The sequence below is a fragment of the Sneathiella sp. genome (assembly GCF_029233945.1).
Classification (GTDB): Bacteria; Pseudomonadota; Alphaproteobacteria; order Sneathiellales; family Sneathiellaceae; genus Sneathiella.
In genome coordinates, this window is the sequence record NZ_JARGOQ010000018.1 from 15,311 (window position 1) to 42,288 (window position 26,978).

The following is a 26,978-nucleotide window of genomic DNA, read 5'->3' on the forward strand; positions in this document are numbered from 1 at the left end:
TTTAAAAAGTAACGACGCCGCGGATGGACTTGCCTTCATGCATCAGGTCGAAGCCCTCGTTGATCTTTTCGATCGGCATGACATGGGTAATCAGGTCATCGATATTGATTTTGCCATCCATATACCAGTCGACGATTTTCGGAACGTCCGTGCGCCCCTTCGCGCCACCGAAGGCCGTGCCTTTCCAGACGCGCCCGGTCACCAACTGGAACGGCCGGGTGGAGATTTCCTGACCCGCACCCGCAACGCCGATAATGATACTCTCGCCCCAACCCTTGTGACAGCATTCGAGCGCCTGACGCATGACATTGACATTGCCGATGCATTCAAACGAATAATCCGCGCCGCCCTTGGTGAGATCGACAAGATAGGGAACGATATCGCCCTCGACTTCTGTCGGGTTGACGAAATGGGTCATGCCGAACTTCTCGCCAAGCTCTTTCCGCGCCGGATTGAGATCGACGCCGACGATCATGTCCGCCCCGGCGAGCCGCGCGCCCTGAATGACATTAAGGCCGATGCCGCCAAGACCGAAGACGACGACATTATCGCCGGGTTTTACCTTCGCCGTATTGATGACCGCGCCGATCCCCGTGGTGACGCCGCAGCCGATGTAACAGACCTTGTCGAACGGCGCATCCTCGCGGATTTTGGCGAGCGCGATTTCCGGCACCACCGTATAGTTTGCGAAGGTGGAGCAGCCCATATAGTGAAAGACTTTCTCGCCATTGATCTTGAACCGGCTGGAGCCATCCGGCATCAGCCCCTGACCTTGCGTGACCCGGATTGCCTGACAGAGATTGGTCTTGCCGCTGGTGCAGTAATCGCATTGCCGGCATTCAGGGGTATAGAGCGGAATAACATGATCGCCTTTTTTGAGGGACGTCACGCCGGGTCCCACATCGACGACGATGCCTGCGCCTTCATGGCCGAGAATAGCCGGAAAAATACCTTCCGGATCCTCGCCGGAGAGGGTGAAGGCGTCCGTATGGCACAGGCCGCTTGCCTTGATCTCGACCAGAACCTCGCCCTCGCGCGGGCCGTCGAGAGTGACCGTTTCGATGGTGAGAGGGGCTCCGGCTTTATGGGCGACCGCTGCTTTTACGTCCATTTCTTATTCCCTTACTGCTATGCATGTTATTCGCCCGAGTGTGCAGATTTAGGACTGTCGAAGCAAGGCTTTTCCCGTTAAACTTCCCCCTCATTTCACGATCCGGGAGCAGCAAATGAAAGTGGATGGAACGCCGTATCGCAGTATCTGGCTGGCGGAAGACGGCTGGTCCGTTGATATCATCGACCAGACACGGTTGCCCCATGAATTTCTAATCGAAAAGCTGACGACACTTGATCAGGCGGCCCATGCAATCAGGGCGATGCTGGTGCGGGGCGCGCCGCTGATCGGGGCGACGGCGGCCTATGGTGTCTGCCTTGGATTGCGGGAAGATGCGAGCGACGCGGCGCTTCAAAAAATATGCGAAACTCTTATTGCGACCCGACCAACAGCGGTCAATCTCAGATGGGCGATCCGGGCGATGCAGGAATTGCTCCTGCCGCTGCCGGAAAGCGAACGGGTCTCGGCGGCCTATGAGAAGGCGGCGCAAATCTGCGATGAGGATGTGGCAATCAACAGTGCCATCGGCGATCACGGCCTTGGCGTAATTGAGCGGATCTGGGAGGAAAAAGGCAAGACAGGCATCCTCAATATCCTCACCCATTGCAATGCAGGCTGGCTCGCGACCGTGGATTGGGGCACCGCGCTCTCGCCAATCTATAAGGCGCATAATGCGGGCATTCCCGTTCATGTCTGGGTCGATGAGACACGGCCCCGCAATCAGGGGGCACATCTCACCTGCTGGGAACTGGGCAAGCATGGCGTTGATCATACGCTCATTGTCGATAATGTCGGCGGGCATCTGATGCAGCATGGGCAGGTCGATCTTTGTATCACCGGTACGGACCGGACGACAGCGGCGGGCGATGTCTGCAACAAGATTGGAACCTATTTGAAGGCGCTCGCGGCGAAGGATAACAATGTGCCCTTTTATGTGGCCTTGCCGGGCCCGACCATCGACTGGGAAATCGATGACGGGGTGACGGATATCCCGATCGAGGTTCGCGACAGCCATGAGGTCGACTATATTCAGGGAAAAGATGGAGCGGGTACTATCAAGGAGGTTCGCATCCTGCCGGATGAGAGTGCGTCTGCCAACTATGCCTTTGATGTTACCCCGGCGCGGCTGGTGACCGGCTTGATCACCGAACGCGGCGTCGCGGAAGCGTCGAAAGAAGGCCTCGCACGGCTTTACGACCGGCTTGAATATAAGGCGAGCTGATCCTCAAGATCTTCCTCGATAAAGCCGCGCACCATATCATCGAGATTGTCGTCCTTCTGAAAACCGAGCTTTTCCGCGCGTGCTGATTGTGTTGCGCGGGGCCAGCCATCAACGATTTTCTGGATATCGGGATCAGGCTCCCAAACTATGCGGCCGAGTTGCCGGTTGCCTTTGTGTCGTTCTACCGCCGCCGCCATTTCGCCCGCCGTGATCGATATCCCGGTGAGGAGGAGGGACCGTGTCGCCCCGAACGCCTCGGCGGGGAGGTCATGGGCATGGATCAGGGCGGTGATAATCTTCGCCGGCGACATGCAGGCCATCGGCGTTGTCTCGCTCACCGGGCAGATGGCATCCCGCCCGCAGAGCGGCTCGCGGATGATCGAACTAGCCCAGGTGGAGGCCGCCTTGTTGGGCAGGCCGGTCCGTACGGAAATGGTCGGAAGGCGCAGTGACCGTCCGTCGATATATCCCTTGCGGCTATAGTCCTGAACGAGCAATTCTCCCATGACTTTTGCGGTTCCATAGGAGGTTTGCGGCATTTGCGCCGTCTCGTCAGCCACCACATCGGGAAGCGGTCCGCCATAAGTCGCGATGGAACTCGTAAACAGCAGCTTCGGGGTATGGGGGAGGGCGCGCGCGGCCTCCAGCACATGCCGGGTGCCATCGAGATTGATGCGAAAACCGAGATCAAAATCCTCCTCGGCCTGCGCGCTCACCACGGCGGCGAGATGAAAGATACTGGCGGTATTTTCGTCAATCAGCTTTTTAACCGTCGCCTTGTCGGAGATGTCCCCAGAGATATAACGAACGCGGTCATCCGTTAATTCGCTGCTCGGCGCGATATCGAAGAGGACAAGCTCGGTTATTTCCGTTTTCACGTCATCCGGTCCGGTCAGATGTCCCTTCGCGAGCAAGGCTTTCGCAAGCCGTTTGCCCAGAAACCCTGCGCCGCCGGTGATGACAACCTTCATGCAGCTTTCCTTTCCCGGATACGCCACTCAAAACAGTCATCGCCATAATCCTGCCTTTGCAGTACTTCCAGCACGAGATAACGGTTATGCACGGCAAGGGCACCCTGCCAGAGCTGGTTCCAGCTATCAAAGACGCTGGCGGGGTGGGGGCCTGTACCGCGCATCAGGCGCCAGCCTTTCTGACGGACGAGGAACGCATCGCCGTCCTTCACCATTTCCACCTCGTCATCATGGCCATCGATCATTCCGGCAAGATAACGGGCGAATGCTTCGATGCTGTCGCCAGTGATGCCGAGGGTGTCGGCGGTCTGGCGATAGAACTGCTTGCCGATCAGCTGCGCGGTGATACCGCCGAAGGTTGTCGCCTCCATCGGGCCATACATATCGCCAAGAATAATGAAGGCGTTCTTTACATATTCCATAGAATAGTTTCGATTGGCTTTCTGCAATCGTTCTTCCGGCCAGGTCGACAAGTCCAATGTTGGCGCGGCAGAGGGATCGAACGGCGGCGCCAGTTCGCCCGGCGCAAATTGCAGCCGTTCTTCCGGCGTGAGGTCGTGATCGAAGACCTTGAAATAGCCGGCCATGCCATACTGCCCGTCCATATCCTGCGAGGTGCAGACGAAACCAAGGCGCGGGTTTTTAAGGCTCACGCCATTCTGCGCGTACCAGCCCTTGAGATACCCGTGATTCACTTCCAGCGGGACGCCGCAGATCGCGGCGCCGTCATAGATCCAGCGGGGGTGGCAGAAATGCACCCAGGCCTTGTCATCGCTTTCATACATATACTCCACCGGAACGCCGCCAACCCCGTTGGAGAGATAATGATACTGTGCGCAGGCGACGGCATCGGGAACATCGGATAGGCCCAGTTTTTCGAAACTTGAAAGAAATTTCTCGTGATGCTGGCGGCGGAAGACATGAAAACTGAGGTCGCCAGCTGCCGCATGGCTCTTGCGGAGGGCGAGGGTCAGGAGCAGTCCGGTAAAATAGGCGTGATAGAGGGAGGCGACGGCAGAGTATCTGTCTTGTTTTGTTGATGTTTCCAGCATGAGTTTCATCCCGATCCGGTAAGTGTTTTTGTTGTTCTTATGTGCAGGAAGTATACATCGGCCAGCCCATTTCGCCAGCCCTGCTTACATAAACATTATGATACAAATATTATTGAAAAATAATTTATAATGTATCATAATGACATCCTAGAGCTTGGGAGAGTTACATGGATTCGAGTGATTGGGAGTTGGAAGAGCTGGAAGCGGCTTTTCAGGAAAAGGTGGGAGCGGAAAAACGGATCGAGCCGAAAGACTGGATGCCGGATAAATACCGCCAGACCCTGATCCGCCAGATGTCGCAACATGCCCATTCGGAAGTGGTTGGGATGCTGCCGGAGGGGAACTGGTTGACCCGCGCGCCGAGCCTGAAACGCAAAACGATCCTGATGGCGAAAATCCAGGATGAGGGCGGTCATGGGCTCTATCTTTACAGCGCGACTGAAACCCTCGGTATTTCCCGTGATGAGATGTTCGAACAGCTCCATAGCGGCAAAGCGAAATATTCCTCCATCTTCAATTACCCGACGCTTAACTGGGCGGATATCGGCGCGATCGGCTGGCTTGTCGATGGCGCGGCAATCACCAACCAGATTGCGCTCTGTCGTTGTTCCTACGGCCCTTATGCACGGGCGATGATCCGCATCTGCAAGGAAGAGAGTTTTCATCAGCGTCAGGGCTACGAGATTATGATGACCATGGCGCAAGGCACGGAAGAACAGCGAGAGATGGCGCAGGATGCGCTGAACCGCTGGTGGTGGCCGACCCTGATGATGTTCGGCCCGAATGATGCAAACTCCGCCAACAGCGCCCAATCGATGAAATGGAAGATCAAGCGCCAGTCGAATGATGATCTTCGCCAGAAATTTGTCGATGCGACGGTGCCGCAGGCTGAATTTTTGAATTTGCGCATTCCGGATGACAAACTCAAATGGAATGAAGAACGCAAGCATTACGATTTCGGCGAGATTGACTGGGAGGAGTTTAAGGCCGTGGTAAAAGGCAACGGCCTGTGCAATCGGGAACGGCTTCAGGCACGTGTTGAGGCCCATGACGGCGGAAAATGGGTGCGCGATGCGGCGCTTGCCTACGCTCGCAAAAAAGAATCCCGTAAGGCGAAAGCCGCATAAGGAGATTTTCGGCATGAGTAAAGAGACAACAAACGAACTTCCGCTCTATGAGGTTTTTATCCGCAGCAAGAACGGTCTCGATCACAAGCATGTGGGTAGTCTGCATGCGGCGGATGCAGAAATGGCACTCACGGCGGCGCGGGATGTCTATACCCGGCGCAGCGAAGGGGTCAGCATCTGGGTGGTGAAATCGACGGATATTGTTGCCTCCTCCCCGGAGGATCGGGGCAGTTTCTATGAGCCTTCCGATGACAAGCTTTACCGCCATCCGACCTTTTTCGATCTGCCCGATGAAGTCGGCCATATGTGAGGCGCATGATGACCGATAACGATATGCTTTTCGACTATCTCCTGCGTCTTGGGGACAACAGCCTGATCCTCGGGCAGCGGCTTGCCGAATGGTGCGGCCATGCGCCGATGCTGGAAGAAGACCTTGCGCTCACCAATATCGGCCTCGATCTATTGGGGCAGGCGCGGATGTTCCTCTCCTACGCTGGCGAGGTGGAAGGCAAGGGGCGGGATGAAGACCGGCTTGCCTATTTCCGCGATACCAAAGACTGGCGCAACCTTCTCCTGCTGGAACAGCCCAATGGCGACTTTGCCGCGACCATGGCGCGGCAGTTTTTCTTTGATAGCTTTCAGTATCTCCAGTTCGAGGCATTGGCGCGGTCATCGGATGAACGGCTTGCCGGAATTGCCGCCAAATCCTTGAAAGAGACGACCTATCACCGGCGTCACAGCACGGACTGGATCATCCGTCTCGGCGATGGGACGGACGAAAGCCATGAGAAGATGCAGCGCGCCATTGATGCGATCTGGGGCTATCTTCCGGAGATGTTCGACATGGACGCGGTGGATGATGCGATGGTTGCGGACGGGATTGGCGTCGATGTGACGGCGCTCCGCACGGCATGGGACGGGTATGTCAACGATGTTCTGGCGGAGGCGACGCTTATCCGGCCCGAAGACAGCTGGTCTGTCCGCGGGAGCCGGGACGGCAAGCATTCGGAGCATCTGGGCTATATTCTCGCCGAGATGCAATTCCTGCCGCGCGCCTATCCGGATGCGAAATGGTAGCCCTTGCCGCCCATGAGGATATCGAGAGTATTCTGGCCCTCGTGAAGGACCCGGAAATCCCGGTGTTGAGCATCGCTGATCTCGGCATTATTCGCCGCATCGAGGAAGGTGAGGACGGCCGGGTTGCCGTCGTGATCACACCCACCTATTCAGGCTGTCCGGCGACGGAGGTGATCGAGGCGGATATCGCCGATATGCTGAAACTCCATGGCGTATCGGATTTCGAGATCAGATCAGAAATCTCCCCCGCCTGGACGACGGACTGGATCACGGCGGAGGGACGGCGAAAACTTGAGGAATATGGCATTGCGCCCCCCGCAAGCAAGGGGAAGGCGGCACTTCTCGGTCATGAGGGCGTCATTTGTCCGCAGTGTAAATCCACAAATACGGACCGGGTAAGCGAATTCGGTTCGACCGCCTGCAAGGCGCAATACAAGTGCCTCGATTGCCTGGAACCCTTCGATTACTTCAAATGTGTATAGGCCCCCAAAAATGACGATTTTCCATCCCCTCATAATCAAGGACGTGGTGCGGGAGACAAAGGACGCTGTCTCTGTCTCTTTCGATGTGCCGGATGAGTTGAAGGAAGCGTACTCTTTCACGCAAGGCCAGCATCTGACGCTGAAAGAGATGCTGGAGGGAGAGGAAGTGCGCCGATCCTACTCGATTTGCAGCGCGGTGGGGGAGCCTGATTTACGCATCGCCGTCAAAAAAATTGCCGGGGGTAAATTCTCCAATCACGCGAATGAAAACTTCCGGCCCGGTGCAGTCATTGAGGTGATGGAGCCGCAGGGGCGCTTTTTCACGCCTCTCTTGCCGGAGAACGCCAAGCATTATCTCGCCGTCGCGGCGGGCAGCGGCATCACGCCGATTATGTCGATCATCAAGACGATCTTGAAGACGGAGCCGAGTTCCCGCATTACGCTGGTCTATGGAAATCGCAATGTTTCGGGGATCATTTTTCTTGAGGCGCTTGAGGACTTAAAGAATGTCTATCCGGACCGGTTGAATATCATGCATATCCTGAGCCGGGAGCATCAGGATGTGGAACTGTTCAACGGCCGGATAGATGCGGAAAAATGCGCGGCGCTCTTCGGGAGCGTGATCGATGTGGCAAAGCTGGATGAGGCATTCCTCTGTGGGCCCGAACAGATGATCCATGCGGCGGAAGCCGCGCTTGAAGCGCAAGGGATGGATAAATCGCATATCCATTTCGAGCTTTTTATCACCAAGGCCGCGAAGAATGCGGGACTGGCACCGCCTGCTATCGAAGATATCGGCCCGACACGACAGGTTGCGGTTGTTCTGAATGGTCGCCGTTCTGATGTTGAGATGACAGAGGAGGGGAAATCCATCCTCGATGCGGCCCTTATGCAGGGCCTTGACCTGCCTTACGCCTGTAAGGGAGGGGTTTGTTCCACCTGCCGTGCGAAGGTAGTAACGGGAGAGGTGCGGATGGATATCAATTACGCGTTGGAGGACGATGAAGTGGCGGAAGGCTTCGTGCTCACCTGCCAGTCGCATCCGCTCAGCGATGATGTAGTCGTTGATTACGACGCGTGACGATCAGTAACTCTTGACGCCCGGCACCCGGCATTCATAGGTCGTATAGACCTGCTCCAGAAGGCATGCGTTATTTACGCTTATAACAAGATTGCCCTTGCAGTCATTGAAGGATACCCATCCTTCAATATGATCGATGCGCCCGCCACCGACACCATTGCCGTCATAAATATTGAGGATTGAGACGTCCTTGATCCGTTCTTTCAGGATAGCGAGACTGGCGATTTCATTCTCGATCTCATTTTGACAACGTCCGCTGACAAGATCGGCGGAAGCCACAGTGACGAAGGCTACGGAAAGGCATAAGGCGACAAGCGGGGTAAACAGGTGGCGCATGATAAACTCCGGAAAAGGCTCATATCTTACAGCTAGGCCGAAACCGCGCCCAGACAATATGTCTATGGTAATATTTTCTGAGCAGTCCTAGAAATCCGTTTTGACGCCACCCGCCGCAATCCGCTTGTCGATGAATTCGTTCAGTTCCTCCAACCGGGCCGGATCATGGGCGGGCGGCTCATATTCCGCGAGGATGGATTTATAGATGGTGTTCGCGCGCTTCATGGCATCGGGGGCGCCCGCCTCGACCCAGCTTTCATAATTTCGCCAATCGGAGAGGATCGGTTCGTAAAAGGCGGTCTGGTATCGCTCCTGCGTATGCTGGGTGCCAAAGAAATGCCCGCCATGACCGGCCTCCCGCATGGCATCAAGGCCAAGGGACTCAGGCGAGGTATCAATAGGCTTCATCATCTCGATCATCATCTGGATCATCTCCACATCCATGATCACCTTCTCGAAACTGGCACTGAGGCCGCCTTCCAGCCAGCCCGCAGAATGCTTGACGAAATTGGCGCCGCCAAGGACGAGGGACCAGAGCGACATCTCGGATTCGTAAGCCGCTTGTGCATCCGGGGCGTTTGAGGCGTTCACGTTGGAGGACCGAAAGGGAATGCCATAGCGGCGGATCAACTGACCGCTGGCCATGGTCGCCTTGGCATATTCCGGTGTGCCGAAGGCGGGTGCGCCGGACTTCATATCGACATTGGAGGTAAAGCCGCCATAGACGACCGGCGCGCCGGGCCGCACGGTCTGCGCAAGGCTCATCCCGGCGAGGGCTTCCGCATTCTGCTGGGCGAGCGCCCCCGCCAGCGTGACCGGCGCCATCGCGCCCGAAAGTGTGAAAGGGGTCAGCATCACCACCTGGCCATGCTTCGCCATCTCGATAATACCTTCCAGCATGGGTTGATCCAGCATCAGGGGGGAATTGGAATTGATGATGGTAAAGAGGCTTGGCTGCGTTAGCATCTCTTCATGGCTGATGCCGCGCATGATGCGCGCCATCTCGATCCCGTCGAGATTGCGGTCGCGCCCGAGGGAATAGATATAAGGCACTTTCTCGGTTAAGGTCGCATAGTCCCGTCCGCATTCCAGATGCCGGATGGAGGCGTGGATATCAACCGGCTCGACCGGATAGCCGCCGCTGGACCCAAGGATATTAAGGCTCTGGGTCAGTTTCAGGAAGTTTCGGAAATCCTTCCGGTTGCCGGTTCGCCGGCCGCCATCCATATCCATGGCATTGGGCGTGCTGGCCACCATCGAGAAGACGAGGTTTCGGCCGCCGATGTCTAGGTCGCATTCCGGGTTTGGGGCATGCAGCGTAAATTCTGACGGGGCATGGGACATCGCCTCCATCACGAAATCCCGGTCGAAATAGACGATATGCGTCTCCTCGTCGACTTTCTGCCCTGCTTTTTTCAGGATATCCCGCGCTTCGGGCAGGCGCACCATGATGCCGATATTTTCCAGGATATCCATGGAGGCGTTATGGATGTCCTCCACCTGATCTTCGGAGAGGAGTTCGACAGGCTTAAAAGTATTCACCACTTTTTGGCGGGGAAGTTGGGTGAAGCTCGCCTTGACCCGATGGCCGCGCCGGGAGCGTCGTCCGGAAGACCGTTCATTTCCTGCTGCCATGGTTATTTCCTTTCGGGGCTAAGACTATCCTCGCATCCGCGACGCGGTGGGGTCGAGCAGGGGGTCCAGCACCATTTTTGCGGGTCGCATTTCCCCTAGGATTTCAATCTCGAAGTCACCGCCGTCTTCAATCATTTCAGGCGGAGTGAAGCCGATGGCGACGGATTTTTCGACATAATGGGCAAAACCGCCGGAGGTCACGAAGCCGACAATCTTGCCATTTTTCCAGATCGGCTCATCCCCATGCACATCGGCATCGAGCGCCTCAATGACGAAGGTGGAGAGTTTGCGTTTAACACCCTCCGCCTTTTCTTTCAGGACGGCCGCCTTGCCGATAAAATCGGCGGGCTTGTTATAGGAAACAAAACGATCGAGTCCGGTTTCCTCCGCCGTGTAGTCGGGCTTGAACTCGCTGAGCCAGGAACCGAAGGATTTCTCCAATCTAAGGCTCATCATCGCGCGCATGCCGAACGGGGTGAGGCCGAATTCCACGCCCGCCTCGGCCAGCACTTCATAAAGGCCGATCTGCTCATCTGCGGGCACATAAATCTCATAGCCGAGATCGCCGGTATAGGTCACCCGCTGGACAATGGCGTCTGACAGGCCAACGCCCATGCGTTTCACCGCCATGAAAGGAAAGGCCTCTGTCGAGACATCCTCATAGGTGACTTTGGCGAGGAGATCGCGCGCGCGGGGCCCTGCAATCTGAAACCCGATCCGTTTGAGGCTGACATTCTCGATCTCGACGCCCTCTTCCGGCAGGTGGTCCCAGAACCAGCGAAGGTGATATCCTTGCGCCCCGAAGGAGGCGGTAAGCTGGAACTCTTCTTCGGCCAGCCGGGCAATGGTAAAATCGCCAATCAATCGCCCCTTCGGGCTCAGCATGGGGCTCAGGCTCATGCGCCCAACCTTGGGCACGCGCCCCGCCATGATCATATCGATCCAGTCCGCCGCCTTGGGGCCGGTCACCTTGTATTTGCCGAAGTTATGGATTTCGGTGATGCCGACTTTCTCCCGCACGGCCTTGCATTCGGCGGCAACCGCACCAAAGGCGTTGGAGCGACGGAAGGAGGGTGTTTCAAGTAACGGCTCCCCTTCCGGGGCGAAGTAATTGACCGCCTCCATCCCGTAGCCCTGCCCAAAGACAGCGCGCTGTTCTTTCCAGATGGAATAGGCAGGCGTCGTCTGGAAGGGGCGCGCGGCGGGCAGCTCCTCATTGGGGTAGGAGATGCTGAAGCGCCGCTGGTAATTTTCGGTGACTTTTTTCCGCGCATAAGGACGGGAGCAATAGTCGCCATAGCGCGCGACATCCATGGCGAAGACATCGCGCGACGGTTCGCCCTCGATCATCCATTCGGCAAGCGTCAGCCCGACACCGCCACCCTGACTAAAGCCCGCCATCACGGCGCAAGCCGACCAGTAATTCTTGAGCCCCGGCACCGGTCCGACCAGCGGGTTGCCATCGGGGGCAAAGGTGAAGGGGCCATTGATGACATTCTTGACGCCCGCCGTCTCCAGCACGGGGAAGCGGTTGAAGGCAAACTCCATGCTGTCGCCGATGCGGTCCAGCTTGTTCGGCAGCAGTTCATGGCCGAAATCAAGCGGGGTGCCGTTGACCGCCCAGGGATCGCATTCCTGCTCGTAAAAGCCGATGACGAGGCCGCGCCCCTCCTGCCTTAAATAACTTTCCCCCTCCGGATCCATGACATGGGGGTGCTCCCGCCCGAGTTCATAGATTTCCGGGATATCCTCGGTCACCAGATATTGATGCTCCATCGGATGCAGCGGCAGGAAGATGCCGACCATCTCGCCCAGCTCCCGCGCCCAGAGGCCGCCCGCATTGACCACATATTCCGCATGGATCGTGCCGTCCTTGGTGACAACCTGCCAGCTACCGTCCGTTTGAGGGTTGAGTTCCAGCACCGGATTGCGAAGGTAAATCTCCGCGCCGAGCTTGCGGGCGCACATGGCGTAGGCATGGGTGGTGCCGGACGGATCGAGATGGCCGTCCAGCGGATCATAAAGCCCGCCGATCACACCCTCGATATTGGTGATCGGCGCGAGTTTCTTGATCTCCTCAGGTCCCACAAGATGGGTATCAAGGCCCATATAGCGATGTTTCGCCCGTTCGGTCTTGAGGTAATCCATCCGGTCGGGCGTCCCCGCAAGCGTAATGCCGCCGACATGATGCAAACCGCAGGATTGACCCGACAGTTCCTCCAGCTCTTTATAGAGCTTGATGGTGTACCCTTGCAGGGCCGAGATATTGGTATCGGAGTTGATGGTGTGAAACCCGCCGGCGGCGTGCCAGGTGGAGCCCGACGTCAGTTCGGAGCGTTCAATCAGTGCGATGTCGGTCCAGCCGAGCTTGGCAAGATGATAGAGGACGGAACAGCCGACAACGCCCCCACCGATGACGGCGACCTTAACATGGGATTTCATGATCTCTCCCCCTTCTTTAGTTCATTTCTTCTATCCAAGGACAGTAAAGCTGCTGTCCTGGCTGACCTCCCGGTTGCGCGAAAAAGTACCCATGGAAAGGTCATAATCGATATTTTCAAGATGAAAATGGACCGGATCAATATCATGGTCGCGGCCCGCCTCGCATTCACGGATCAGCTTTTCCATCATTCGCCCGGCGACCGGCGCGTTCTTGAACTGGTTGCCGCTGGTCCCGATGGCGAGGTAATATCCGCCCAGGCTCGATTTATCGTAGATCGGCACCCAGTCCCGGGTCACATCATAGAGCGCGACAACGCCCTTGGTTTGGCGCGGGACGCCCATCTCCGGGAAGCGCTGCGCAAGGCGCAATACTTGCGCGTTCCATTGCTCGGTAAAGTCCTCGTTGAAATTATCGGGATCGACCCATTCCTGCGTGTCGCATTTCGGATCCTCCGATCCGATCAGGATATGATTGCCAAGCTCCGGCCGACAGTAAATTCCGGCATCGCTGTCAGACAAGACCACGCCATCGGTCTCGAAATCAAACCCTGCGGGAGAGGGGACATGCGCGACCTCATGACGAAGAGCGCGGGTGGTCATCTTCATATCCTCCAGCACACCCGCCATTTCATTGATTTTGCCCGAGTGCGGCCCGGCGACATTGACCACGATTTCCGCATCAATCTCGGTGCCGTCCTTTAACGTAACGCCAGTGACATGGCCCTCTTCCTGCCGGATCGCCACGACTTCGGCGTTGAATTTGAAAGTCGCGCCATGAGCCTCCGCTGCAACTTGCGCATTATGGGCGGCAAGCTGCGGGTCACTGACATAGCCCCCCCGCGGGAAAAAGACGCCGCCCGGCACACTTTCGCCTGTCGGCTCGCCAAAGGCGGGATCATCGGGCCGTTTTACCGGCGCAAACTGATGTGTATCAATAATCGGCAGCTTTTCATGCATCTGTTCCGGCGTCAGATCTTCATAAGGACAGCCGATCTTGTCCATCAGGGCGCAGATTTTCCGCATATAGTCGTTATGCGGGGTCTTCACGATCAGCGCGCCGGTATCATGATATTTAATCAGGCCCTTTTCATCCTCCACCCCGACATAGTCGGCCCAGTTCTTCCAGTAGAACCAGCCCTCATAGGCGAGGGCGCAGGTATCCAGCGCGGAATAATAGGTGCGGATGATGGCGCAGGAGGCGGAAGTGGAACCAAAACCGGAGGCAGGCAGGCGGTCGATGGACAGAACCTTGCGTCCGGCCTTTGAGAGTTCATAGGCAATGCAGGCTCCGATAACCCCGGCGCCGATTATGACGGCATCAAATTTATCGCTCATCGGCTGTATCTCCCATACCGCTTGCCTTGTGATTTCCTCAACTATTTCCCTGTGGAAGAGCCCATGCAAGCGGAAACTGCTCAAGTTAAGAACATCGGTATGAAAAAATTAATGTCATGTCGTTTTCATAAAAAAGCGGGTCGGCAGGGTGTAAATTGTCATGGCTGCAGATCAAAGGCAGGGGCCGAAATTTTCGCGATTTTGACATTTTGATGACAGAGTCGCAGAGAGAATAATCCTAAACAGGCTCCCGGCGGGCTTTAATTCATGGCATAATAATTTCAAATATCAGAAGTGCGGGGGAGTATCGAGTTATGAAGAGGATGAGTATGTTGAAACGGCTGGTCTGCGGGGCCATTGCCAGTGCCCTTTTGCTTGGGACGGCGGTGCCGCTTCGGGCGGAGACGATCACGATCCGGAATTTCGATGATTTTGCCAGCTTCTTCAAGCGGAACGGCTATTCAATCCCGGAATGGAAATCGGGAACGCAAGAGGTTCCGCCCTATGCCATCCTCGATATCCCGGAGGAATGGCGGAAAAAAGTGGCGCCGGATATGCCCGTGGCGGAGAAAAAGCGCACCTTCTTCCGCCTCTCCATTCCACTCGCTTTTGTCGCCAATCATGGCCTTCGTGAAGACCGAAAGAAACTGACATCCGTTGAGAAAGATCACACGGCGGGGCAGACGCTTTCCTCCCATGACCAGAAATGGCTCGCAGAGCAGGCGGAAGAATATGGTCTTGCTGGAGGCCAGTATGACGCGGCGTTCTGGCGGGAGATCAAGAAACGGATGGATATTGTTCCGCCGTCCCTGATTGTCGCGCAAATGGTGGATGAAAGCGGTTGGGGCACGTCACGCTTTGCGGCGGAGGGAAACGCGCTCTTCGGGCAGTGGAGCTATAAGGGCGGGATCAAGCCGAAAGAGCAGCGCAAGAGCAAGGGCAACTATAGTGTCGCGGCCTTCAAGACACCGCTCGATTCAGTGCGGGCCTATATGCTTAATCTGAATTCCCATGACTCCTATGCCGGCTTCCGGGACCGACGGGCAGCGCTGCGGGCGGACGGTAAAGCCGTAACAGGCCCCGATCTGGTCGGCACGCTGATCAAATACTCCGAGCGGGGGGAAGCTTATGTCAGAAATATCGAGGGGATTATGTCCAGCAATAATTTGTCGCCACTTGATCAGGCCAAGCTCGCGGACGGGAAAATCATGTATCTGGTTCTTAAATAAGCCGCAGCCGATCAATCGGAGGCAATGGCCTGTCCCGAGGACATGTCCGCCCGCCGCTTGTCAACGGCCTTGAAACGCAAGCTCACCAGCCGGTTTAAATTGGTCAGCCCGTCCAGCAGTCCCGGAATAACCACTTCCGACGGTTTTTTCTGCTGGGAGAGATGGCGCAGCGCCGTCAGCATGGTGTCGCTCGCCCGTTCATCGTCATCGACGAGAACCCCGATCAGTCCGGCCTCGGCCGCGCGGGTCGCCCGGATATATTGTTCCAGCCGCGGCACGGTCCGCGGGATGATAAGGGCACGCTTGTTCATCGAGAGAACTTCGCAGAAAGTATTATATCCGCCCATCGCCACAACGGCGGAGGCTTCCTGCATCAGGCTTTCCAGATGGCTGTCGAACGTCACGGCCCGAACGCGCGGCAATTGCTGTATCCGGTCGCGGAAGCTGGCGCGGGTATCGGGCGGCATGAAGGGACCGAGGACAAACAAGGCGCTAAGCGGTGGTTGCCTGTTTCCTTCATAGGCGCGAAGGACCCAGTCCGTCAGGACATCGCCATCACCGCCACCGCCGACGGTCACGAGCACATAGGGCTCCGTCATCTCATCAAGAATGGCCGGTTGCGATACGGCGGGGGCCGAGCGTCGCAGATATCCAGTATAGGTGATTTTCCGTTTAACGCTGGCCGGAATATCGAGGCCGGTTAGCGGATTGTAGATCTGCTTGACGCCGAAAATCCAGACATCATCATAAAGATCCTCTAGCGCGGGCATGACATTTTTACGCTCCCACTCCGGCTCCAGCAGGGATGGGTCATCGAGAACATCGCGTAGCCCGAGCACGAGATGGGTCCCCGATGCCTTCAGCATCTCAAGCGTATCAGCGACCTCACCTTTCAGGCCATAGGGTTCCTTGTCGACAATGAATATGTCCGGATCGAACGTCTCCGCCGTGTGCTGGATGATGGAGGCGCGCATGGCCAGCGTTTGTTCTGTGTCGATATGGAGGCTGAGAGACGTGTATTCCCCATTGCGCAGCTTGATGATGCCGGGGATGCGGACGAAATCGACGCGGGCCTTGAAATCGAAGCTGCCGATGATGGGAGAGCCGGAAAGAATAAGAACCGACAGGTTCTGGTTCTGCTCGACCAGCGAGTTGGCCATCACCATGCAACGCCTTAAATGGCCGAGACCAAATGAGTCGTGGCTATAGATCAAGATACGTCTCGCGCTTTCGATCTTGTTCATGTTGGCCTCCGCTTGTTCTGCTTCGCGTATACGGGGTTCCGGCGGATAGTTCAACTTTATATGTGCGAACCGGGATAATTGCACGAAAGAATAGCGGCTTCAGCGCCAACAGGATGGATTGCCTTACGAGAATTGACATATCCAGAAATTGGCTCTTTGAGTAGGAGGCGATTCTTTAAAACTAGTTAAGCGAGCGGGAATTTAATATATAAATACACTATAAAAGTGCTGAAATATTACTTCAAAACTCGCTAATATATTTTTTACGAGTATTAATTCTCATTAAATACGCTATTAACTATAAATAAGAGAAAAAATTACTGACAAATCGATTAAAAATTTTAATATCAAAATCGACGTACATTGAAAAATATCAACAAAAATAAGATACTATAAACTTTATATTTATTAGTATCAAAACCAAGAGTTTTGTCGCGTATTTTGTAAAAATTTAAGATGAAACTGAGCGTCGCTGGCAAAGGATGATTTTGCCGGTTCCCAATAATGTGATCTTTTTCTGATGATTTCAGGAGAATAACAATCAATAAGGGTGTCTATCTGCATGAAATAAGTTTGGCGCGCCCAAATTTTTAACAGGAGGGTTGAGAGAATGAGAAAAATCCTGAGTAACCTTTTAAAGGATGAAAGCGGCGTCACGGCCGTTGAGTACGCCCTGATGGCGGCGGCGGCGGCGGCAGTGGTCGGTGTTGCTGGAACGGCTTTTTATACCAAGCTTCAAACTGCCTTTAACGATATCGATCTTTCCGGATCAGGCGGTGGTAGCACGAACTAGTTTTGTAACTTCTTAGCTTCCGTCCAGGGCGTCCCGCGTCGGGAGAGGTAAGGCAGCATGGCACCCATTTATCCTATTCTGGCAATTATAATGCTCTGGTTGGCCGCCTATACCGATCTCACGCGCCGCCTGATCCGTAACTGGGTATCCCTGACGTTGCTGCTGCTCTTTATTCTGTACGCGGTGTTTCCGGTTCAGCCACTTCATATACGGGATCATATGCTGTGGGCGGGCGGATTGTTTGTCCTGTTATTGACCGGTTTTATTTTCGGCAAGGTCGGTGGGGGCGATGTCAAGCTGGCAACCGCAGTCATGCTCTGGGTCGGGCCGAAGGCGGGACCTGAATTCCTTATTATAACAGCGCTTTGCGGCGGCCTTCTCGCTCTCTTTATCATAATGCCGACCTTAAGGTTGATGCGCGAATGGGCGCTCACGCCATTTTTGAAACATGGCATGATAACGGATGAGGGAGCCGCGCCGACTGTGCCCTACGGCGTCGCCATCGCGGCGGGTGGCACGGTGGCGCTTTATAGTACTTACCTGAAGGGTATGGGGTGATCGCGATGAGAAGTTTTGTCTTCATCCTTCTCGCCGCCCTGTTTTTGGGGTCCGCCTTCTACCTTGGGAACAAATATCTCTTTCACCTCGCGGAAAGCACCAATCCGGCATCACCAGCTGTTGCGCAAGCCCCCGAGATATGGGCGCTCAGGCTCGAAAGGAACGTGGAGCGGGGTGATATCCTTGATAAGGGTCAGGTGGCATGGCATCTGGTGCCGCGCGGCCGGACGGGAGATCATTTGTTGATCCGCGAAAACACTGACCTTGCCGACTGGCAGGGGGCGGCTTTTACGCGATCCTTGCAAAAGGGCGCCTATCTTCAGGATATCTATTTTGTCCGGCCATCCGAAGCAGAATATCTCAAAACATTGTTGGCGGACGGGATGCGCGCCCGCCCCGTTGCAATTCACAATCTTAGCGACTTTGAAAAATTGCGCCCCGGTGATCATGTCGATCTGATCCTCACCTATGTCACGCCCGCCCATGCCGTGCGGGCGGGCGAGACAGTTGTCAAAACCATACTGGAGAATAGTCGTATTGTTGCCGTGGAGACGGCTCTTGAGAGGAAGGCAATCAACGCCACAAGGTCATCTGAGACCCTGACGCTTGCGCTGTCCCCAGATGACGTTGAACTTGTCTCCATGGCCGAGGCAATCGGCAAACTGCGGATTTCCTTGCGGAGGGGCAATGATACCGGAAAGCTTGCCTCTCCGTCTGAAAAGACCGCCTTTTCAGCGGGCGAGCTATTCCCCGACCTGAAGCCAGCTCCGGCGGCACTTACGCAGGATCATTCACGCGACATACGGATAATGCGCGGCGGGGACATTTCCGTTGTTACCCTGTCACTACCGGCAGGAAAATAGGGGGCATGATGAGAAACAGCCTGCAAAAAATCGGCTACTTACTCCTGATGCTGGCGGTTCTTCTCTTGCTTTCTCCCCCCTCCGGCTTTGCGCGCACCGCCGGAGACAAGCCGCCTCTGTCGCTCGATGTGAACCAGGGTCATCTCGTTCCGCTTAATGTTCCCATCGCCGAGGTTCTGGTGACAAATCCGGCGATCGCGGATATCCAGATTACCGCCTCCAACGGCCTCTTCGTGTTCGGCAAGGCGCCGGGGCGGACCCATGTGATGGCGATCGGGGCGGGTGGCGCGGTGCTGTTCGATCAATATGTTACGGTTACGCGCGATCTTGTGACGCTCTCAACTCTTCTTTCTGAGCAATTTCCGATGAGCAATCTTGCTGTTCAGTCCAGCCCGGGGCGCATTCTTCTCTCAGGCATAGCGCGCACCCCCTTGCAGGCGGAGCAGATCGCCTCCGTCGTTCGCGGATTTCTGGGCGAGGGGGAGGAGATCGTCAACCGGATGGAGGTTATGGCCCCGTCGCAGGTGAATATCCGGGTGCGTATTGTCGAGATGAATCGGGAAGCCACCAAAAACCTTGGCATTAACTGGGATGTGTTATTGAACCCGGGATCGCTCGCTATCGGGCTGATCACCAATCGCTGGCCCGCCGTGCTTGGCGATAGCCTGATCCCGAGTTCCGCGAACTCCGACATCGGCGGGAGCGGGTTGCTTGGGTATCGCGGTAGTCAAGGGTCTGTTTCCGCCGTAATCGATGCTCTGGCCGAGGAAAATCTCATCACCATTCTGGCGGAACCTAATCTCACCTCTCGCTCCGGCGAAACCGCGAGTTTCTTTGCGGGCGGGGAATTTCCGATCCCGGTCTCCGCGAATGAGGATCAGGTGACATTCGAGTTCAAGAAATTCGGTGTTATCCTTGATATCACCCCGACGGTGCTGTCGGATCAGCGGATCGGCATTCATATTCGGCCCGAGGTGAGCGAGATTTCCGAAGTTGGCGCGGTTGTCGTCAATAATTTCCAGATACCCGGCATTGCCGTCCGCCGGACAGAGGCGACAATTGAGCTTGCCAGCGGCCAGAGTTTCGCGGTGGCGGGCCTGCTGCAAAACCAGACGAGAAATCTTGTCAATGAAGTTCCCTGGCTCGCTGATCTCGCGATCCTGGGTCCGCTGTTCCGCTCCAGCCGGTATCAGAAGATGGAAACCGAGCTTGTGATCATTGCGACGGCGAATATCGTTACGCCGCGAAATAACGCCCTGTTCGCAAGCCCGGCGGATAAGTATCACCCGACAGGTCTTGCGGAGAAGATGACGACAGGCAAGCTGGCACTCCCGACGCTGGCGCCGGAAATACCACAAGGCATGGGGCAGGACGGCCTGACCCTGAAGGGGCCAGCGGGCTATATCTATTGAGGAAGAGAAAGGCACCAGAATGCGACGTTTTATAACGGCGGGTCTTCTTATTCTATCTGCGTTCGGCCTGTTGACTGGCTGCGGCGGGTATGAAGAATCCGGTCAACTTCCCCAAAGTCTAGCGAAATCCTCCGTTCAAAGTCAAAGCTACCGCATTTCCTTCTTTGAGGACGGCATGGATCGCTCGCTTAAGGCGCGGGACGGACAGGCGTTGTCCGAATTCCTGCAGAAACTGACTCTCGATCCGCCCGGATATATGCGCCTCCAAGCGCGCGGCATGCATTTCACGGAGGAGGAGATTTTCCATCTGCTGGAGCAGTCGGGCCTCTATCGCTTTAGCGCTGTGGAAGTGTCGCCTGCCGCCCCGGCAACAGCGGAGGAGGGCCCTGTTCTCGATGTGGAGCTAACATACTATACCTATACACTTGAGGACTGTGGCGCTCATCTGGACCGTCGGTTGGTTGATCATGTGGCGTGGGAAACACCGGGCTTCGGGTGCGCGGTCAACCGCAACCGGCTGGTCAGTCTGGTGCGTCCGGGAAATACGGGGCCGGATGGATATCTCGTTCCGCCGCTCGCCCGCTCAGAGGCGAAGGCCATCGCAACATACCAATCCCTTCCGCCGAGGCCCTTTCCACCCGCTGAAAATTAAACAGGAACAGGATATGACGGTACGGAATACACCAGAGATTGTCACCTTTCCCAATGCGGACGGCGCGGTGCCGACGGCGGCCTATGTCGCGGATAAAGAGACGGAAAAACAGCTAAAGGACCTGTTGCCTAAATGGGGGTATGAGGCGGCACATATCCGGCGGGGCTCTCTCCGTGAAGTGATCCGGGATTACGGAGAAAAGCCCATGCCGACGGTGCTGATCGTCGATATCTCGAAGGTTGCGCTGCCTCTCTCCGATTTGCAGGCGCTTGCGGATATCTGCCCTCCACGGGTGAATGTGGTGGTGCTCGGGACCGAGGATAACGTCGGCCTTTATCGCGACCTGATGGAAATCGGCGTTACGGACTATCTGGTCAAGCCGGTACCGAGCGATCTTCTCTTTCGGGCCGTCGCGCGGGCAAGTGGACGGATCGCCGCCCGCAGCCCCGAACCGCGCGCAGGGAAAACCGTTGCGGTTTATGGGGCGCGGGGCGGGGTCGGGGCGACAACGGCCGTGCTTAACACCGGTTGGCTGCTCGCCAATCATCACAACCGCCATGTCATGCTCGCTGATCTGAACCTCACCTCCGGTACACTCGCTCTAGAATTGGGGCTGGAGCCGACCCCCGGCCTTGCGGGACTGCTCACCGATCCGGACCGGATCGACACTGTCTTTGTTGATCGCGCCACGCTGGAGGTGGAGGAACGGCTGAAACTACTCGCCTCTGATGCGGATCTTGCCGGCGCACCTGCCTATGACGCGGGCGCCGTCGCGCAGTTGATGCAGCATTTGCGCAGCCGTTATCATTTTATTCTCCAGGATGTGGATCGCGGAAAGCCCGATGTCGCGATGGCATTGCTGCAAAATGCGGATATCCGTGTTTTGGTAATGGATCAGACACTGGCATCGGTGCGGGACGGCGCGAGAGCATTAAAAACCCTGAAAACAGAGCTGCCGGAGAAAAGGATACTTCTGGTGCTTAACCAGGCGCGGCCGCGTCATGGCGGGGATGTGCCGGTCGAGAAAATCAGGCGTTTTATGGATCGAGAGATCAATGTCATTATCCCGTTCGACAAGAAAAAGCTTGCGATCGCCAGTCTGAACGGCAAGCCCGCCGCCCGAGAAAAGGCGCCGATCACAGAGGCCTATCGGAGACTGGCGTCGAACCTCATCGATCAGAAGGAAGCACCAACGCGACGTGGGTGGTTCCCGGGCTTAAGGGGAAGGTAAAATGTTTGGCCGACGACCCGAAAGCGATCCGCTCCAGAGCCTGGCCGAGCCGGGTGAAGAGTTTGTCGGTATTGCAAAAAAGAAGGAGGAATTTCCCGTGCCACCGGAACTGGTGGGACGCGTCAGAAAGCAGTTTTTTAACCGGATCGACCCGACCGCCGCCTCCACCATGCCGCCCGAGCAGCTCTCCCTCCGGATTGCCGAGGCAGTCTCCAAAATTGTTGATGAGGAAAAGCTCCAAGTCAACTGGCTGGAACAGAGCGCCATTGCGCGGGAGCTGTTTGACGATATTGTCGGCATCGGCCCGATCGAAAATCTGCTCTCCGATCCGAAGGTGACGGATATCCTCGTCAACGGGCCCGATACGGTCTATGTGGAACGGGACGGGCGGCTGGAGCTTACGAGCTACAGATTTCGTGATGAGGATCATGTGCTGGAGGTTGCGCGGCGAATTGCAGCCTCCGTCGGCCGTCGGGTGGATGAGGCAAACCCAATGGTCGATGCGCGGCTGAAAGACGGCAGCCGCGTCAATGTGATCGCACCGCCGTTATCCGTTTATGGCACGATTATCTCGATCCGCAAATTCTCCAAGGAGTTCATGAGCCTGAGTGATCTTGGCGCGGGCGGATCCTGCTCCGTCGCGATGGCAAGATTCCTCGAGATTGCGGCGCGCTGTCGCCTCAATGTCCTGATTTCCGGCGGGACCGGTTCGGGCAAGACAACGCTGCTCAATGCGCTTTCCGGCCTGATCGATGAGAATGAGCGGATCGTCACCATAGAGGATGCGGCGGAAATTGCGCTGCAACGCCCCCATGTGGTGAGCCTGGAGACCCGCCAGCGCAACACGGAGGGGACCGGCGAAGTCTCGCAGCGCGATCTCCTGCGCAACAGTCTGCGGATGCGGCCCGACCGCATCATCATCGGGGAGGTGCGGGGCGCGGAAGTCTATGACATGTTGCAGGCGATGAATACGGGGCATGATGGCTCCATGTCGACGATCCATGCCAACAGCGCGCGCGATGCGCTTTTGCGCCTTGAAAACCTGATGCTCTCAACCCTTACCAATTATCAGAGCCGCGGCGCCCGTCAGCAGATTGCCAGCGCGCTCGATCTCGTCATCCATGTGGAGCGGGGGGCAAGCGGTCGGCGCTTTATCCGCGAAATATCAGAGATCGTCAGTCTGGAAGCGGATGTGATCACCAGCCAGACCCTCTTTACCTATGTGGAGGAAGGGAGCGGCGCGACAACAGGTGGAGCCGCCTTTCGCTATTCCGGCGGCCGACCTCATTTCGAGGAAAAAATTGCCAAATTCGGTCTGCTGGAGGAATTGCAGGAGGTGCTGCGCCCATGATGCCGGATGTCACGATCGAAAGCCTCCCCTTTCCAGTGGAATATGTGGCCTTCGTCCTCTTCGTGATGAGTGGCCTTGCGCTCATCTTTCTTGCTTACCGCAAACTCGGGGAGGGGGAGAGACGGCTTGCCGCGCGCCTTGCGGAGTTGGAGCCTACGCAAAGCGACAGCGAAACGCTTCCCGTAATCTCCCCGCAGGAGGTGACGGCGCTGTATCGGGAGGATAGCGCCGTCACCGGATGGCAGCGTCTTTCCCGCCGGGCAATCCCTCTGGGTGTCGGGTTGCTTGTTCTGCTCACTCTCATGGCTGCGGCATTGACGGAATTCCCCCTCATCACCGTTGCTGTTGCCGGGTCTGCCCTTCTTCTGGCGGGAAGCTATGGCGGCTTTCATCTCTACCGGCGGAATATGCTGCGCAGGCGGTTTATCGATCAGCTGCCGGAAGCGATTGACATTATCATTCGCGGCGCCCGCGTCGGCATGTCCCTGCCGGAGAATTTTCAGGTGATCGCCCGTGAAATGCCTGATCCGGTGGGTGATCAGTTCCGTACCCTCGCGGAAAAGCTCAGCATCGGAATTGATCTTGAAACGGCGCTTACCTCGGCGGTTAAGGAAATCGGGGTAAAGGAGTTGCAGTTTATGGCGACAACCCTGATCTTGCAGCGGCGGACAGGGGGGCAATATGCGGAAGTGCTTGAAAACCTCGCCCGGGTGCTGCGGGATCGCCGTGCGCAATATCTGAAGGCCAAGGCCCTGACATCGGAATCGCGTGTCTCCGCCCGGATTGTGACCGTTGTGACGGGCGTTATCCTGCTCATTCTTGCGGCAACGAACAAGGCGCAGTTCGATTTCCTGTTTGATGATCCTATTGGCCATAACCTGCTGATCTATGCCGGGGTCAGTATTTTTATCGGTTTTTTCACTCTTTCCCGATTGCTGAGGACACTGCAATGAGCGGGTTCTGGTACGCCTCAATGGACGGGAAGCTGCTTCTGATGGCAACCGGCCTTTGCGTTAGTCTCGCGCTCACCTTTTTTATAATTGCCCTCCGTGCGAGAAAATCAGAACGTCTCGACAAGAGGCTTATGCTTTTTGCGGATGACGGCGGCGGGGGATCATCTAAACCAGTGTCGCTGGTCAGGATCGATTTGGAGCGGGAGGAGGCGAAAAGCGGTAACTCGGCGAAATGGCTCCGGCCTCTTTCCTTTGGAAAAACGGCCAAGGAAAAGCAGAGCCTTAACCGGCGCTTTATCCGGGCGGGGATTGATCCCGTACGTTGGAAAAAGCTCTTTATTCACGCGCGTATTGTCCTTTTTATTTTGGCCGCCCTTATCACGGCCTTTTTGCAGAACAGCCAGCTTTTTTCGCCCCTGAATGCGTTTACTGTTGCTGTCCTCGTCATCTCTGCTGGTATCGCGGGGAGCTTCCTGCCGCATTTTCTCCTGAATTATTATATCCGAGAGCGGCAACGGCGGATCGAGCGGGCCATGCCGGACATGATCGATCTGCTGATCCTCTGTGTGGAGGCCGGGCTGACACTGGAAGTGGCACTCGCCCGCGCGATTGAGGGATTGGAACCTTTTGCGCCAGATGTCGCGGCGGAGATGAAAACCACCTTGAGCGAGCTCCGTATTCTGCCCGATAAATCCATGGCGCTCACCAATCTGGAGGAACGCACCGCCTCCAGGAGCCTGAAATATCTCGTATTGTCCCTGCGGCAGTCAGAGCGCTATGGCACCTCGATCAGCGGAGCGCTGAAGGTGGTTGCGACGGAAAATCGCAAACACGCCATGCTGGAGCTTGAGAATAACGCGGCGCGAATGCCGGCGCTCCTGAGTATCCCACTTATCCTGTTTATCTTACCGCCCGTCGTAGCGCTGTCCACCGGACCCGGATTTGTGCTGATGATGCGCGCGATCGGAGGATGACGATTATGACATTGCGAATATTGATCCTGGCGGGTTTTGTCCTTCTGTTGGCGGGCTGCGCCTTGCCGGGCCAAGGGCTGGAGACGCAAAATCTGTTCGCCGATGAAGCCGCGCGGGAGCGCGCATTGAAAATCGCCGATGTCTCCGTGAAATCGGGTAATTATCTCTCGGCAATTGAGATATATCAGAAGCTGCTATCGAAGAATAAGTTCGATGAGGATGTCCTCTATGCGCTTGGCATGACCTACCTCAAAGCGGGCGCCCCGCAGGAGGCAGTCGCCGTTTTCGAGAATATGGAGGCGGCGGCGCAAGAGGATATCCGCCCCCTTCTCGGGCTTGGGCGCGCCAATCTCTATCTTTACCGACCAGAGGCGGCGGCGATTTATTTTTCCAAAGCGAGGGAGTTGAAGCCAGAGAACATTGAGATACTGAGCGGACTTGCCATCGCGGAGGATATGGCCGGAAATCATGACGGCGCGCGCAAACTTTATGCGGCGGCATTAAAGATCGCGCCGGAGAATATGGGTATCCGCAACAATGCGGCACTTTCCTACCTGATGGCGGGGGAATATGAAACCGCGGTGGAGACTCTCTCCAAGCTGGCGTTCACGCCGAAATCGACGCCGCAGATCCGTCAGAACTTGGCGATGGCCTATGGTCTTGCGGGGGATGAGGCGGCGGCGGTCCGCATCGCGCGGCTCGATCTCGATGCGGAAACCGCGCGTAATAATCTCAAATTCTATAACCTGATCCGGCGGATGAAGGACCGCGATTTGCTGAGACGCTATCTCTTGGGTCCGAGACCGGGGGGCATCGGCGCCACATGAGCCAGTCCATCCGAAAAATCCAGCGCCTGGCCCGGGACAATCGGGCGTCGCTCCCCGTGGAGCTGACGATTATCTTGCCATTGGTTTTTGCGCTTGTTTTTGGCGTGATTGATGTGAGCCGCGTTCTGCTGGCCCGCAGCTTGGTCGATCATCTCGCCGTCTCGCTATCTGAACAAATTAAATTTGAAGGGGGGAGCCCCGCCACCCAAGCCGCGGCGCAGGCAAAACTTGTCACCGCCGCCCCCAATCTTGTGGGGGGATTGGTCGATGTTTCCCGTCTCAGCGTTACGGTCAGCAATTTTGGCAGCCTTGCGGATTTCGTGGACGATAGCCCGTCCGCCGATGGGCCGCTGACGGCCTATCGCCTTGACTATGTCGTCACCCTGATAACCCCTTTCGTGAATTATCTCTATAGTTCCGCCGATGTGACGGAGAGTGCTCTGGTGCTCGTTAAAAATGGCGCGTAAGACTCCCGCATATCGACTGGCGCGTGATTGCCGGGGCAGCGTGATGGTGGAGGTCGCGCTTATTGTGCCGGCGATCATGTTCCTGCTGCTGGCCGGGGTAACCCTCGCCCATGTGGTGCAGTTATCGCGCGCCGCGGACCGGGCCGCCGCCGTCCTCGCCGGTGATCTCTCTGGAAGAACGGCGCTTGCGGAAGCGGATTTTGATACGGCGTTGACGGCCGCCGCCACCCTGACAGACACGGGCGGATATGAGGTGGCGCCCTGGCTTTCCGTGAAGGTGATGGAGCTTCATCCTGCGAATGGCGGCAGTATCCTCTGGAGCCGGAGCCGCGATGGTGGCGGCGGGGATTGCACGGGCACGGATCCAGCTTATACAACGCCCGCAGGCATCGTCAGCGGCGCAGGTATAGCCTATCTTCTTCAGGTCGATCTCTGTGCCACACCGGGTGCCGGCTTCTTCCTCTTGAGTGCCTTAAGCAACCTTGATTTCTCCGTCCATGCCCGTGCGACGGCTCCCGCCCGTCAGGCGCGGCTGCGCGGGTTAGAATAGGAC

At 56.5% G+C, this 26,978-nt stretch carries 27 protein-coding genes; 19 read left to right on the forward strand and 8 right to left on the reverse strand.

All coding sequences use genetic code 11. The features are described from left to right. Nucleotide 1 precedes the first annotated feature (1 nt). Nucleotides 2-1,111, reverse strand: coding sequence for an S-(hydroxymethyl)glutathione dehydrogenase/class III alcohol dehydrogenase (locus P1U71_RS07845; protein WP_301105021.1), 1,110 nt, complete (start codon nucleotides 1,109-1,111; stop codon nucleotides 2-4). Between the two features lie 115 nt (nucleotides 1,112-1,226). Between P1U71_RS07845 and mtnA the strand changes: the two genes are divergently transcribed. After that, nucleotides 1,227-2,333 carry an S-methyl-5-thioribose-1-phosphate isomerase gene (gene mtnA / locus P1U71_RS07850; protein WP_301105022.1) on the forward strand — a complete coding sequence of 369 codons (1,107 nt, stop codon included), beginning with the start codon at nucleotides 1,227-1,229 and terminating at the stop codon, nucleotides 2,331-2,333. Here mtnA and denD read toward each other — a convergent pair. Next, nucleotides 2,303-3,304 carry a D-erythronate dehydrogenase gene (gene denD / locus P1U71_RS07855; protein WP_301105023.1) on the reverse strand — a complete coding sequence of 334 codons (1,002 nt, stop codon included), beginning with the start codon at nucleotides 3,302-3,304 and terminating at the stop codon, nucleotides 2,303-2,305. The genes mtnA and denD overlap by 31 nt on opposite strands. After that, nucleotides 3,301-4,356, reverse strand: a complete 1,056-nt coding sequence (locus P1U71_RS07860) for a hypothetical protein (RefSeq protein WP_301105024.1) — start codon at nucleotides 4,354-4,356, stop codon at nucleotides 3,301-3,303. Before P1U71_RS07860 ends, denD begins: the two co-directional genes overlap by 4 nt. A gap of 167 nt (nucleotides 4,357-4,523) precedes the next feature. Here P1U71_RS07860 and paaA point away from each other — a divergent pair, with 167 nt between their 5' ends. From paaA to paaE, 5 genes are read left to right on the forward strand one after another with little or no spacing between them, the layout of a single operon-like run. Continuing rightward, complete coding sequence (gene paaA / locus P1U71_RS07865) at nucleotides 4,524-5,483, forward strand: 1,2-phenylacetyl-CoA epoxidase subunit PaaA (RefSeq protein ID WP_301105025.1); 960 nt, start codon at nucleotides 4,524-4,526, stop codon at nucleotides 5,481-5,483. 13 nt (nucleotides 5,484-5,496) lie between these two features. After that, nucleotides 5,497-5,793, forward strand: coding sequence for a 1,2-phenylacetyl-CoA epoxidase subunit PaaB (gene paaB, locus P1U71_RS07870; protein ID WP_301105026.1), 297 nt, complete (start codon nucleotides 5,497-5,499; stop codon nucleotides 5,791-5,793). A 5-nt stretch (nucleotides 5,794-5,798) separates the two neighbouring features. Continuing rightward, nucleotides 5,799-6,560, forward strand: coding sequence for a 1,2-phenylacetyl-CoA epoxidase subunit PaaC (gene paaC, locus P1U71_RS07875; RefSeq protein WP_367281146.1), 762 nt, complete (start codon nucleotides 5,799-5,801; stop codon nucleotides 6,558-6,560). Beyond that, nucleotides 6,554-7,042, forward strand: coding sequence for a 1,2-phenylacetyl-CoA epoxidase subunit PaaD (paaD, locus tag P1U71_RS07880; RefSeq protein ID WP_301105028.1), 489 nt, complete (start codon nucleotides 6,554-6,556; stop codon nucleotides 7,040-7,042). Before paaC ends, paaD begins: the two co-directional genes overlap by 7 nt. 10 nt (nucleotides 7,043-7,052) lie before the next feature. Continuing rightward, entirely contained in the window at nucleotides 7,053-8,123 is a 1,071-nt protein-coding gene (gene paaE, locus P1U71_RS07885) for a 1,2-phenylacetyl-CoA epoxidase subunit PaaE (RefSeq protein ID WP_301105029.1), read from the forward strand. A gap of 3 nt (nucleotides 8,124-8,126) precedes the next feature. On the opposite strand, the gene P1U71_RS07890 is transcribed toward paaE, so the two are convergent. The 4 genes from P1U71_RS07890 to P1U71_RS07905 all read right to left on the reverse strand — a co-directional run bounded on the left by P1U71_RS07890 (nucleotide 8,127) and on the right by P1U71_RS07905 (nucleotide 13,871). Further along, on the reverse strand, nucleotides 8,127-8,459 hold the full coding sequence (locus P1U71_RS07890; protein WP_301105030.1) for a hypothetical protein: 333 nt from the start codon (nucleotides 8,457-8,459) through the stop codon (nucleotides 8,127-8,129). Between the two features lie 87 nt (nucleotides 8,460-8,546). Further along, nucleotides 8,547-10,094 (reverse strand): trimethylamine methyltransferase family protein, encoded by a 1,548-nt coding sequence (locus P1U71_RS07895; protein ID WP_301105031.1) that lies wholly within the window; start codon nucleotides 10,092-10,094, stop codon nucleotides 8,547-8,549. Nucleotides 10,095-10,118: 24 nt separating this feature from the next. Continuing rightward, on the reverse strand, nucleotides 10,119-12,536 hold the full coding sequence (locus P1U71_RS07900) for an FAD-dependent oxidoreductase (RefSeq protein WP_301105032.1): 2,418 nt from the start codon (nucleotides 12,534-12,536) through the stop codon (nucleotides 10,119-10,121). A 30-nt stretch (nucleotides 12,537-12,566) separates the two neighbouring features. Then, nucleotides 12,567-13,871, reverse strand: a complete 1,305-nt coding sequence (locus tag P1U71_RS07905) for an FAD-binding oxidoreductase (RefSeq protein ID WP_301105033.1) — start codon at nucleotides 13,869-13,871, stop codon at nucleotides 12,567-12,569. 314 nt (nucleotides 13,872-14,185) lie between these two features. Between P1U71_RS07905 and P1U71_RS07910 the strand changes: the two genes are divergently transcribed. Then, a complete protein-coding gene (locus tag P1U71_RS07910; RefSeq protein WP_301105034.1) occupies nucleotides 14,186-15,100 on the forward strand; it encodes a glucosaminidase domain-containing protein in 915 nt (304 codons plus the stop codon). Nucleotides 15,101-15,111: 11 nt separating this feature from the next. Here P1U71_RS07910 and P1U71_RS07915 read toward each other — a convergent pair whose 3' ends face one another. Then, on the reverse strand, nucleotides 15,112-16,344 hold the full coding sequence (locus P1U71_RS07915; protein ID WP_301105035.1) for a glycosyltransferase: 1,233 nt from the start codon (nucleotides 16,342-16,344) through the stop codon (nucleotides 15,112-15,114). Nucleotides 16,345-16,954: 610 nt separating this feature from the next. Here P1U71_RS07915 and P1U71_RS07920 point away from each other — a divergent pair. The 12 genes from P1U71_RS07920 to P1U71_RS07975 are packed head-to-tail and all read left to right on the forward strand — an operon-like array spanning nucleotide 16,955 to nucleotide 26,975. Then, complete coding sequence (locus P1U71_RS07920; protein WP_301105036.1) at nucleotides 16,955-17,137, forward strand: Flp family type IVb pilin; 183 nt, start codon at nucleotides 16,955-16,957, stop codon at nucleotides 17,135-17,137. A 57-nt stretch (nucleotides 17,138-17,194) separates the two neighbouring features. Then, complete coding sequence (locus tag P1U71_RS07925) at nucleotides 17,195-17,695, forward strand: prepilin peptidase (RefSeq protein ID WP_301105037.1); 501 nt, start codon at nucleotides 17,195-17,197, stop codon at nucleotides 17,693-17,695. 5 nt (nucleotides 17,696-17,700) lie between these two features. Then, nucleotides 17,701-18,558: a Flp pilus assembly protein CpaB gene (gene cpaB, locus P1U71_RS07930; protein WP_301105038.1), complete on the forward strand. Its 858-nt coding sequence runs from the start codon at nucleotides 17,701-17,703 to the stop codon at nucleotides 18,556-18,558. Nucleotides 18,559-18,563: 5 nt separating this feature from the next. Beyond that, nucleotides 18,564-19,970, forward strand: coding sequence for a type II and III secretion system protein family protein (locus P1U71_RS07935; RefSeq protein WP_301105039.1), 1,407 nt, complete (start codon nucleotides 18,564-18,566; stop codon nucleotides 19,968-19,970). A gap of 19 nt (nucleotides 19,971-19,989) precedes the next feature. Then, nucleotides 19,990-20,622, forward strand: a complete 633-nt coding sequence (locus P1U71_RS07940; RefSeq protein WP_301105040.1) for a CpaD family pilus assembly lipoprotein — start codon at nucleotides 19,990-19,992, stop codon at nucleotides 20,620-20,622. Nucleotides 20,623-20,635: 13 nt separating this feature from the next. Beyond that, nucleotides 20,636-21,853 (forward strand): cellulose synthase operon protein YhjQ/BcsQ, encoded by a 1,218-nt coding sequence (locus P1U71_RS07945; protein WP_301105041.1) that lies wholly within the window; start codon nucleotides 20,636-20,638, stop codon nucleotides 21,851-21,853. 1 nt (nucleotide 21,854) lies between these two features. Further along, nucleotides 21,855-23,204 (forward strand): CpaF family protein, encoded by a 1,350-nt coding sequence (locus P1U71_RS07950; protein ID WP_301105042.1) that lies wholly within the window; start codon nucleotides 21,855-21,857, stop codon nucleotides 23,202-23,204. Next, nucleotides 23,201-24,157, forward strand: coding sequence for a type II secretion system F family protein (locus tag P1U71_RS07955; RefSeq protein ID WP_301105043.1), 957 nt, complete (start codon nucleotides 23,201-23,203; stop codon nucleotides 24,155-24,157). Before P1U71_RS07950 ends, P1U71_RS07955 begins: the two co-directional genes overlap by 4 nt. Beyond that, nucleotides 24,154-25,131 carry a type II secretion system F family protein gene (locus P1U71_RS07960; RefSeq protein ID WP_301105044.1) on the forward strand — a complete coding sequence of 326 codons (978 nt, stop codon included), beginning with the start codon at nucleotides 24,154-24,156 and terminating at the stop codon, nucleotides 25,129-25,131. Before P1U71_RS07955 ends, P1U71_RS07960 begins: the two co-directional genes overlap by 4 nt. A gap of 5 nt (nucleotides 25,132-25,136) precedes the next feature. Next, on the forward strand, nucleotides 25,137-25,958 hold the full coding sequence (locus tag P1U71_RS07965) for a tetratricopeptide repeat protein (protein WP_301105045.1): 822 nt from the start codon (nucleotides 25,137-25,139) through the stop codon (nucleotides 25,956-25,958). Beyond that, complete coding sequence (locus P1U71_RS07970) at nucleotides 25,955-26,425, forward strand: TadE/TadG family type IV pilus assembly protein (RefSeq protein WP_301105046.1); 471 nt, start codon at nucleotides 25,955-25,957, stop codon at nucleotides 26,423-26,425. Before P1U71_RS07965 ends, P1U71_RS07970 begins: the two co-directional genes overlap by 4 nt. Beyond that, nucleotides 26,415-26,975 carry a TadE/TadG family type IV pilus assembly protein gene (locus P1U71_RS07975; protein ID WP_301105047.1) on the forward strand — a complete coding sequence of 187 codons (561 nt, stop codon included), beginning with the start codon at nucleotides 26,415-26,417 and terminating at the stop codon, nucleotides 26,973-26,975. The genes P1U71_RS07970 and P1U71_RS07975 overlap by 11 nt, the downstream gene beginning before the upstream one ends. The last annotated feature ends 3 nt before the right edge of the window (nucleotides 26,976-26,978 follow it).

Coding starts and splice junctions, on each gene's coding strand:
- P1U71_RS07845 (WP_301105021.1), bottom strand. CDS start 1,111: ATGGACGTAAAAGCAGCGGTCGCCCATAAAGCCGGAGCCCCTCTCACC.
- mtnA (WP_301105022.1), top strand. CDS start 1,227: ATGAAAGTGGATGGAACGCCGTATCGCAGTATCTGGCTGGCGGAAGAC.
- denD (WP_301105023.1), bottom strand. CDS start 3,304: ATGAAGGTTGTCATCACCGGCGGCGCAGGGTTTCTGGGCAAACGGCTT.
- P1U71_RS07860 (WP_301105024.1), bottom strand. CDS start 4,356: ATGCTGGAAACATCAACAAAACAAGACAGATACTCTGCCGTCGCCTCC.
- paaA (WP_301105025.1), top strand. CDS start 4,524: ATGGATTCGAGTGATTGGGAGTTGGAAGAGCTGGAAGCGGCTTTTCAG.
- paaB (WP_301105026.1), top strand. CDS start 5,497: ATGAGTAAAGAGACAACAAACGAACTTCCGCTCTATGAGGTTTTTATC.
- paaC (WP_367281146.1), top strand. CDS start 5,799: ATGATGACCGATAACGATATGCTTTTCGACTATCTCCTGCGTCTTGGG.
- paaD (WP_301105028.1), top strand. CDS start 6,554: ATGGTAGCCCTTGCCGCCCATGAGGATATCGAGAGTATTCTGGCCCTC.
- paaE (WP_301105029.1), top strand. CDS start 7,053: ATGACGATTTTCCATCCCCTCATAATCAAGGACGTGGTGCGGGAGACA.
- P1U71_RS07890 (WP_301105030.1), bottom strand. CDS start 8,459: ATGCGCCACCTGTTTACCCCGCTTGTCGCCTTATGCCTTTCCGTAGCC.
- P1U71_RS07895 (WP_301105031.1), bottom strand. CDS start 10,094: ATGGCAGCAGGAAATGAACGGTCTTCCGGACGACGCTCCCGGCGCGGC.
- P1U71_RS07900 (WP_301105032.1), bottom strand. CDS start 12,536: ATGAAATCCCATGTTAAGGTCGCCGTCATCGGTGGGGGCGTTGTCGGC.
- P1U71_RS07905 (WP_301105033.1), bottom strand. CDS start 13,871: ATGAGCGATAAATTTGATGCCGTCATAATCGGCGCCGGGGTTATCGGA.
- P1U71_RS07910 (WP_301105034.1), top strand. CDS start 14,186: ATGAAGAGGATGAGTATGTTGAAACGGCTGGTCTGCGGGGCCATTGCC.
- P1U71_RS07915 (WP_301105035.1), bottom strand. CDS start 16,344: ATGAACAAGATCGAAAGCGCGAGACGTATCTTGATCTATAGCCACGAC.
- P1U71_RS07920 (WP_301105036.1), top strand. CDS start 16,955: ATGAGAAAAATCCTGAGTAACCTTTTAAAGGATGAAAGCGGCGTCACG.
- P1U71_RS07925 (WP_301105037.1), top strand. CDS start 17,195: ATGGCACCCATTTATCCTATTCTGGCAATTATAATGCTCTGGTTGGCC.
- cpaB (WP_301105038.1), top strand. CDS start 17,701: ATGAGAAGTTTTGTCTTCATCCTTCTCGCCGCCCTGTTTTTGGGGTCC.
- P1U71_RS07935 (WP_301105039.1), top strand. CDS start 18,564: ATGATGAGAAACAGCCTGCAAAAAATCGGCTACTTACTCCTGATGCTG.
- P1U71_RS07940 (WP_301105040.1), top strand. CDS start 19,990: ATGCGACGTTTTATAACGGCGGGTCTTCTTATTCTATCTGCGTTCGGC.
- P1U71_RS07945 (WP_301105041.1), top strand. CDS start 20,636: ATGACGGTACGGAATACACCAGAGATTGTCACCTTTCCCAATGCGGAC.
- P1U71_RS07950 (WP_301105042.1), top strand. CDS start 21,855: ATGTTTGGCCGACGACCCGAAAGCGATCCGCTCCAGAGCCTGGCCGAG.
- P1U71_RS07955 (WP_301105043.1), top strand. CDS start 23,201: ATGATGCCGGATGTCACGATCGAAAGCCTCCCCTTTCCAGTGGAATAT.
- P1U71_RS07960 (WP_301105044.1), top strand. CDS start 24,154: ATGAGCGGGTTCTGGTACGCCTCAATGGACGGGAAGCTGCTTCTGATG.
- P1U71_RS07965 (WP_301105045.1), top strand. CDS start 25,137: ATGACATTGCGAATATTGATCCTGGCGGGTTTTGTCCTTCTGTTGGCG.
- P1U71_RS07970 (WP_301105046.1), top strand. CDS start 25,955: ATGAGCCAGTCCATCCGAAAAATCCAGCGCCTGGCCCGGGACAATCGG.
- P1U71_RS07975 (WP_301105047.1), top strand. CDS start 26,415: ATGGCGCGTAAGACTCCCGCATATCGACTGGCGCGTGATTGCCGGGGC.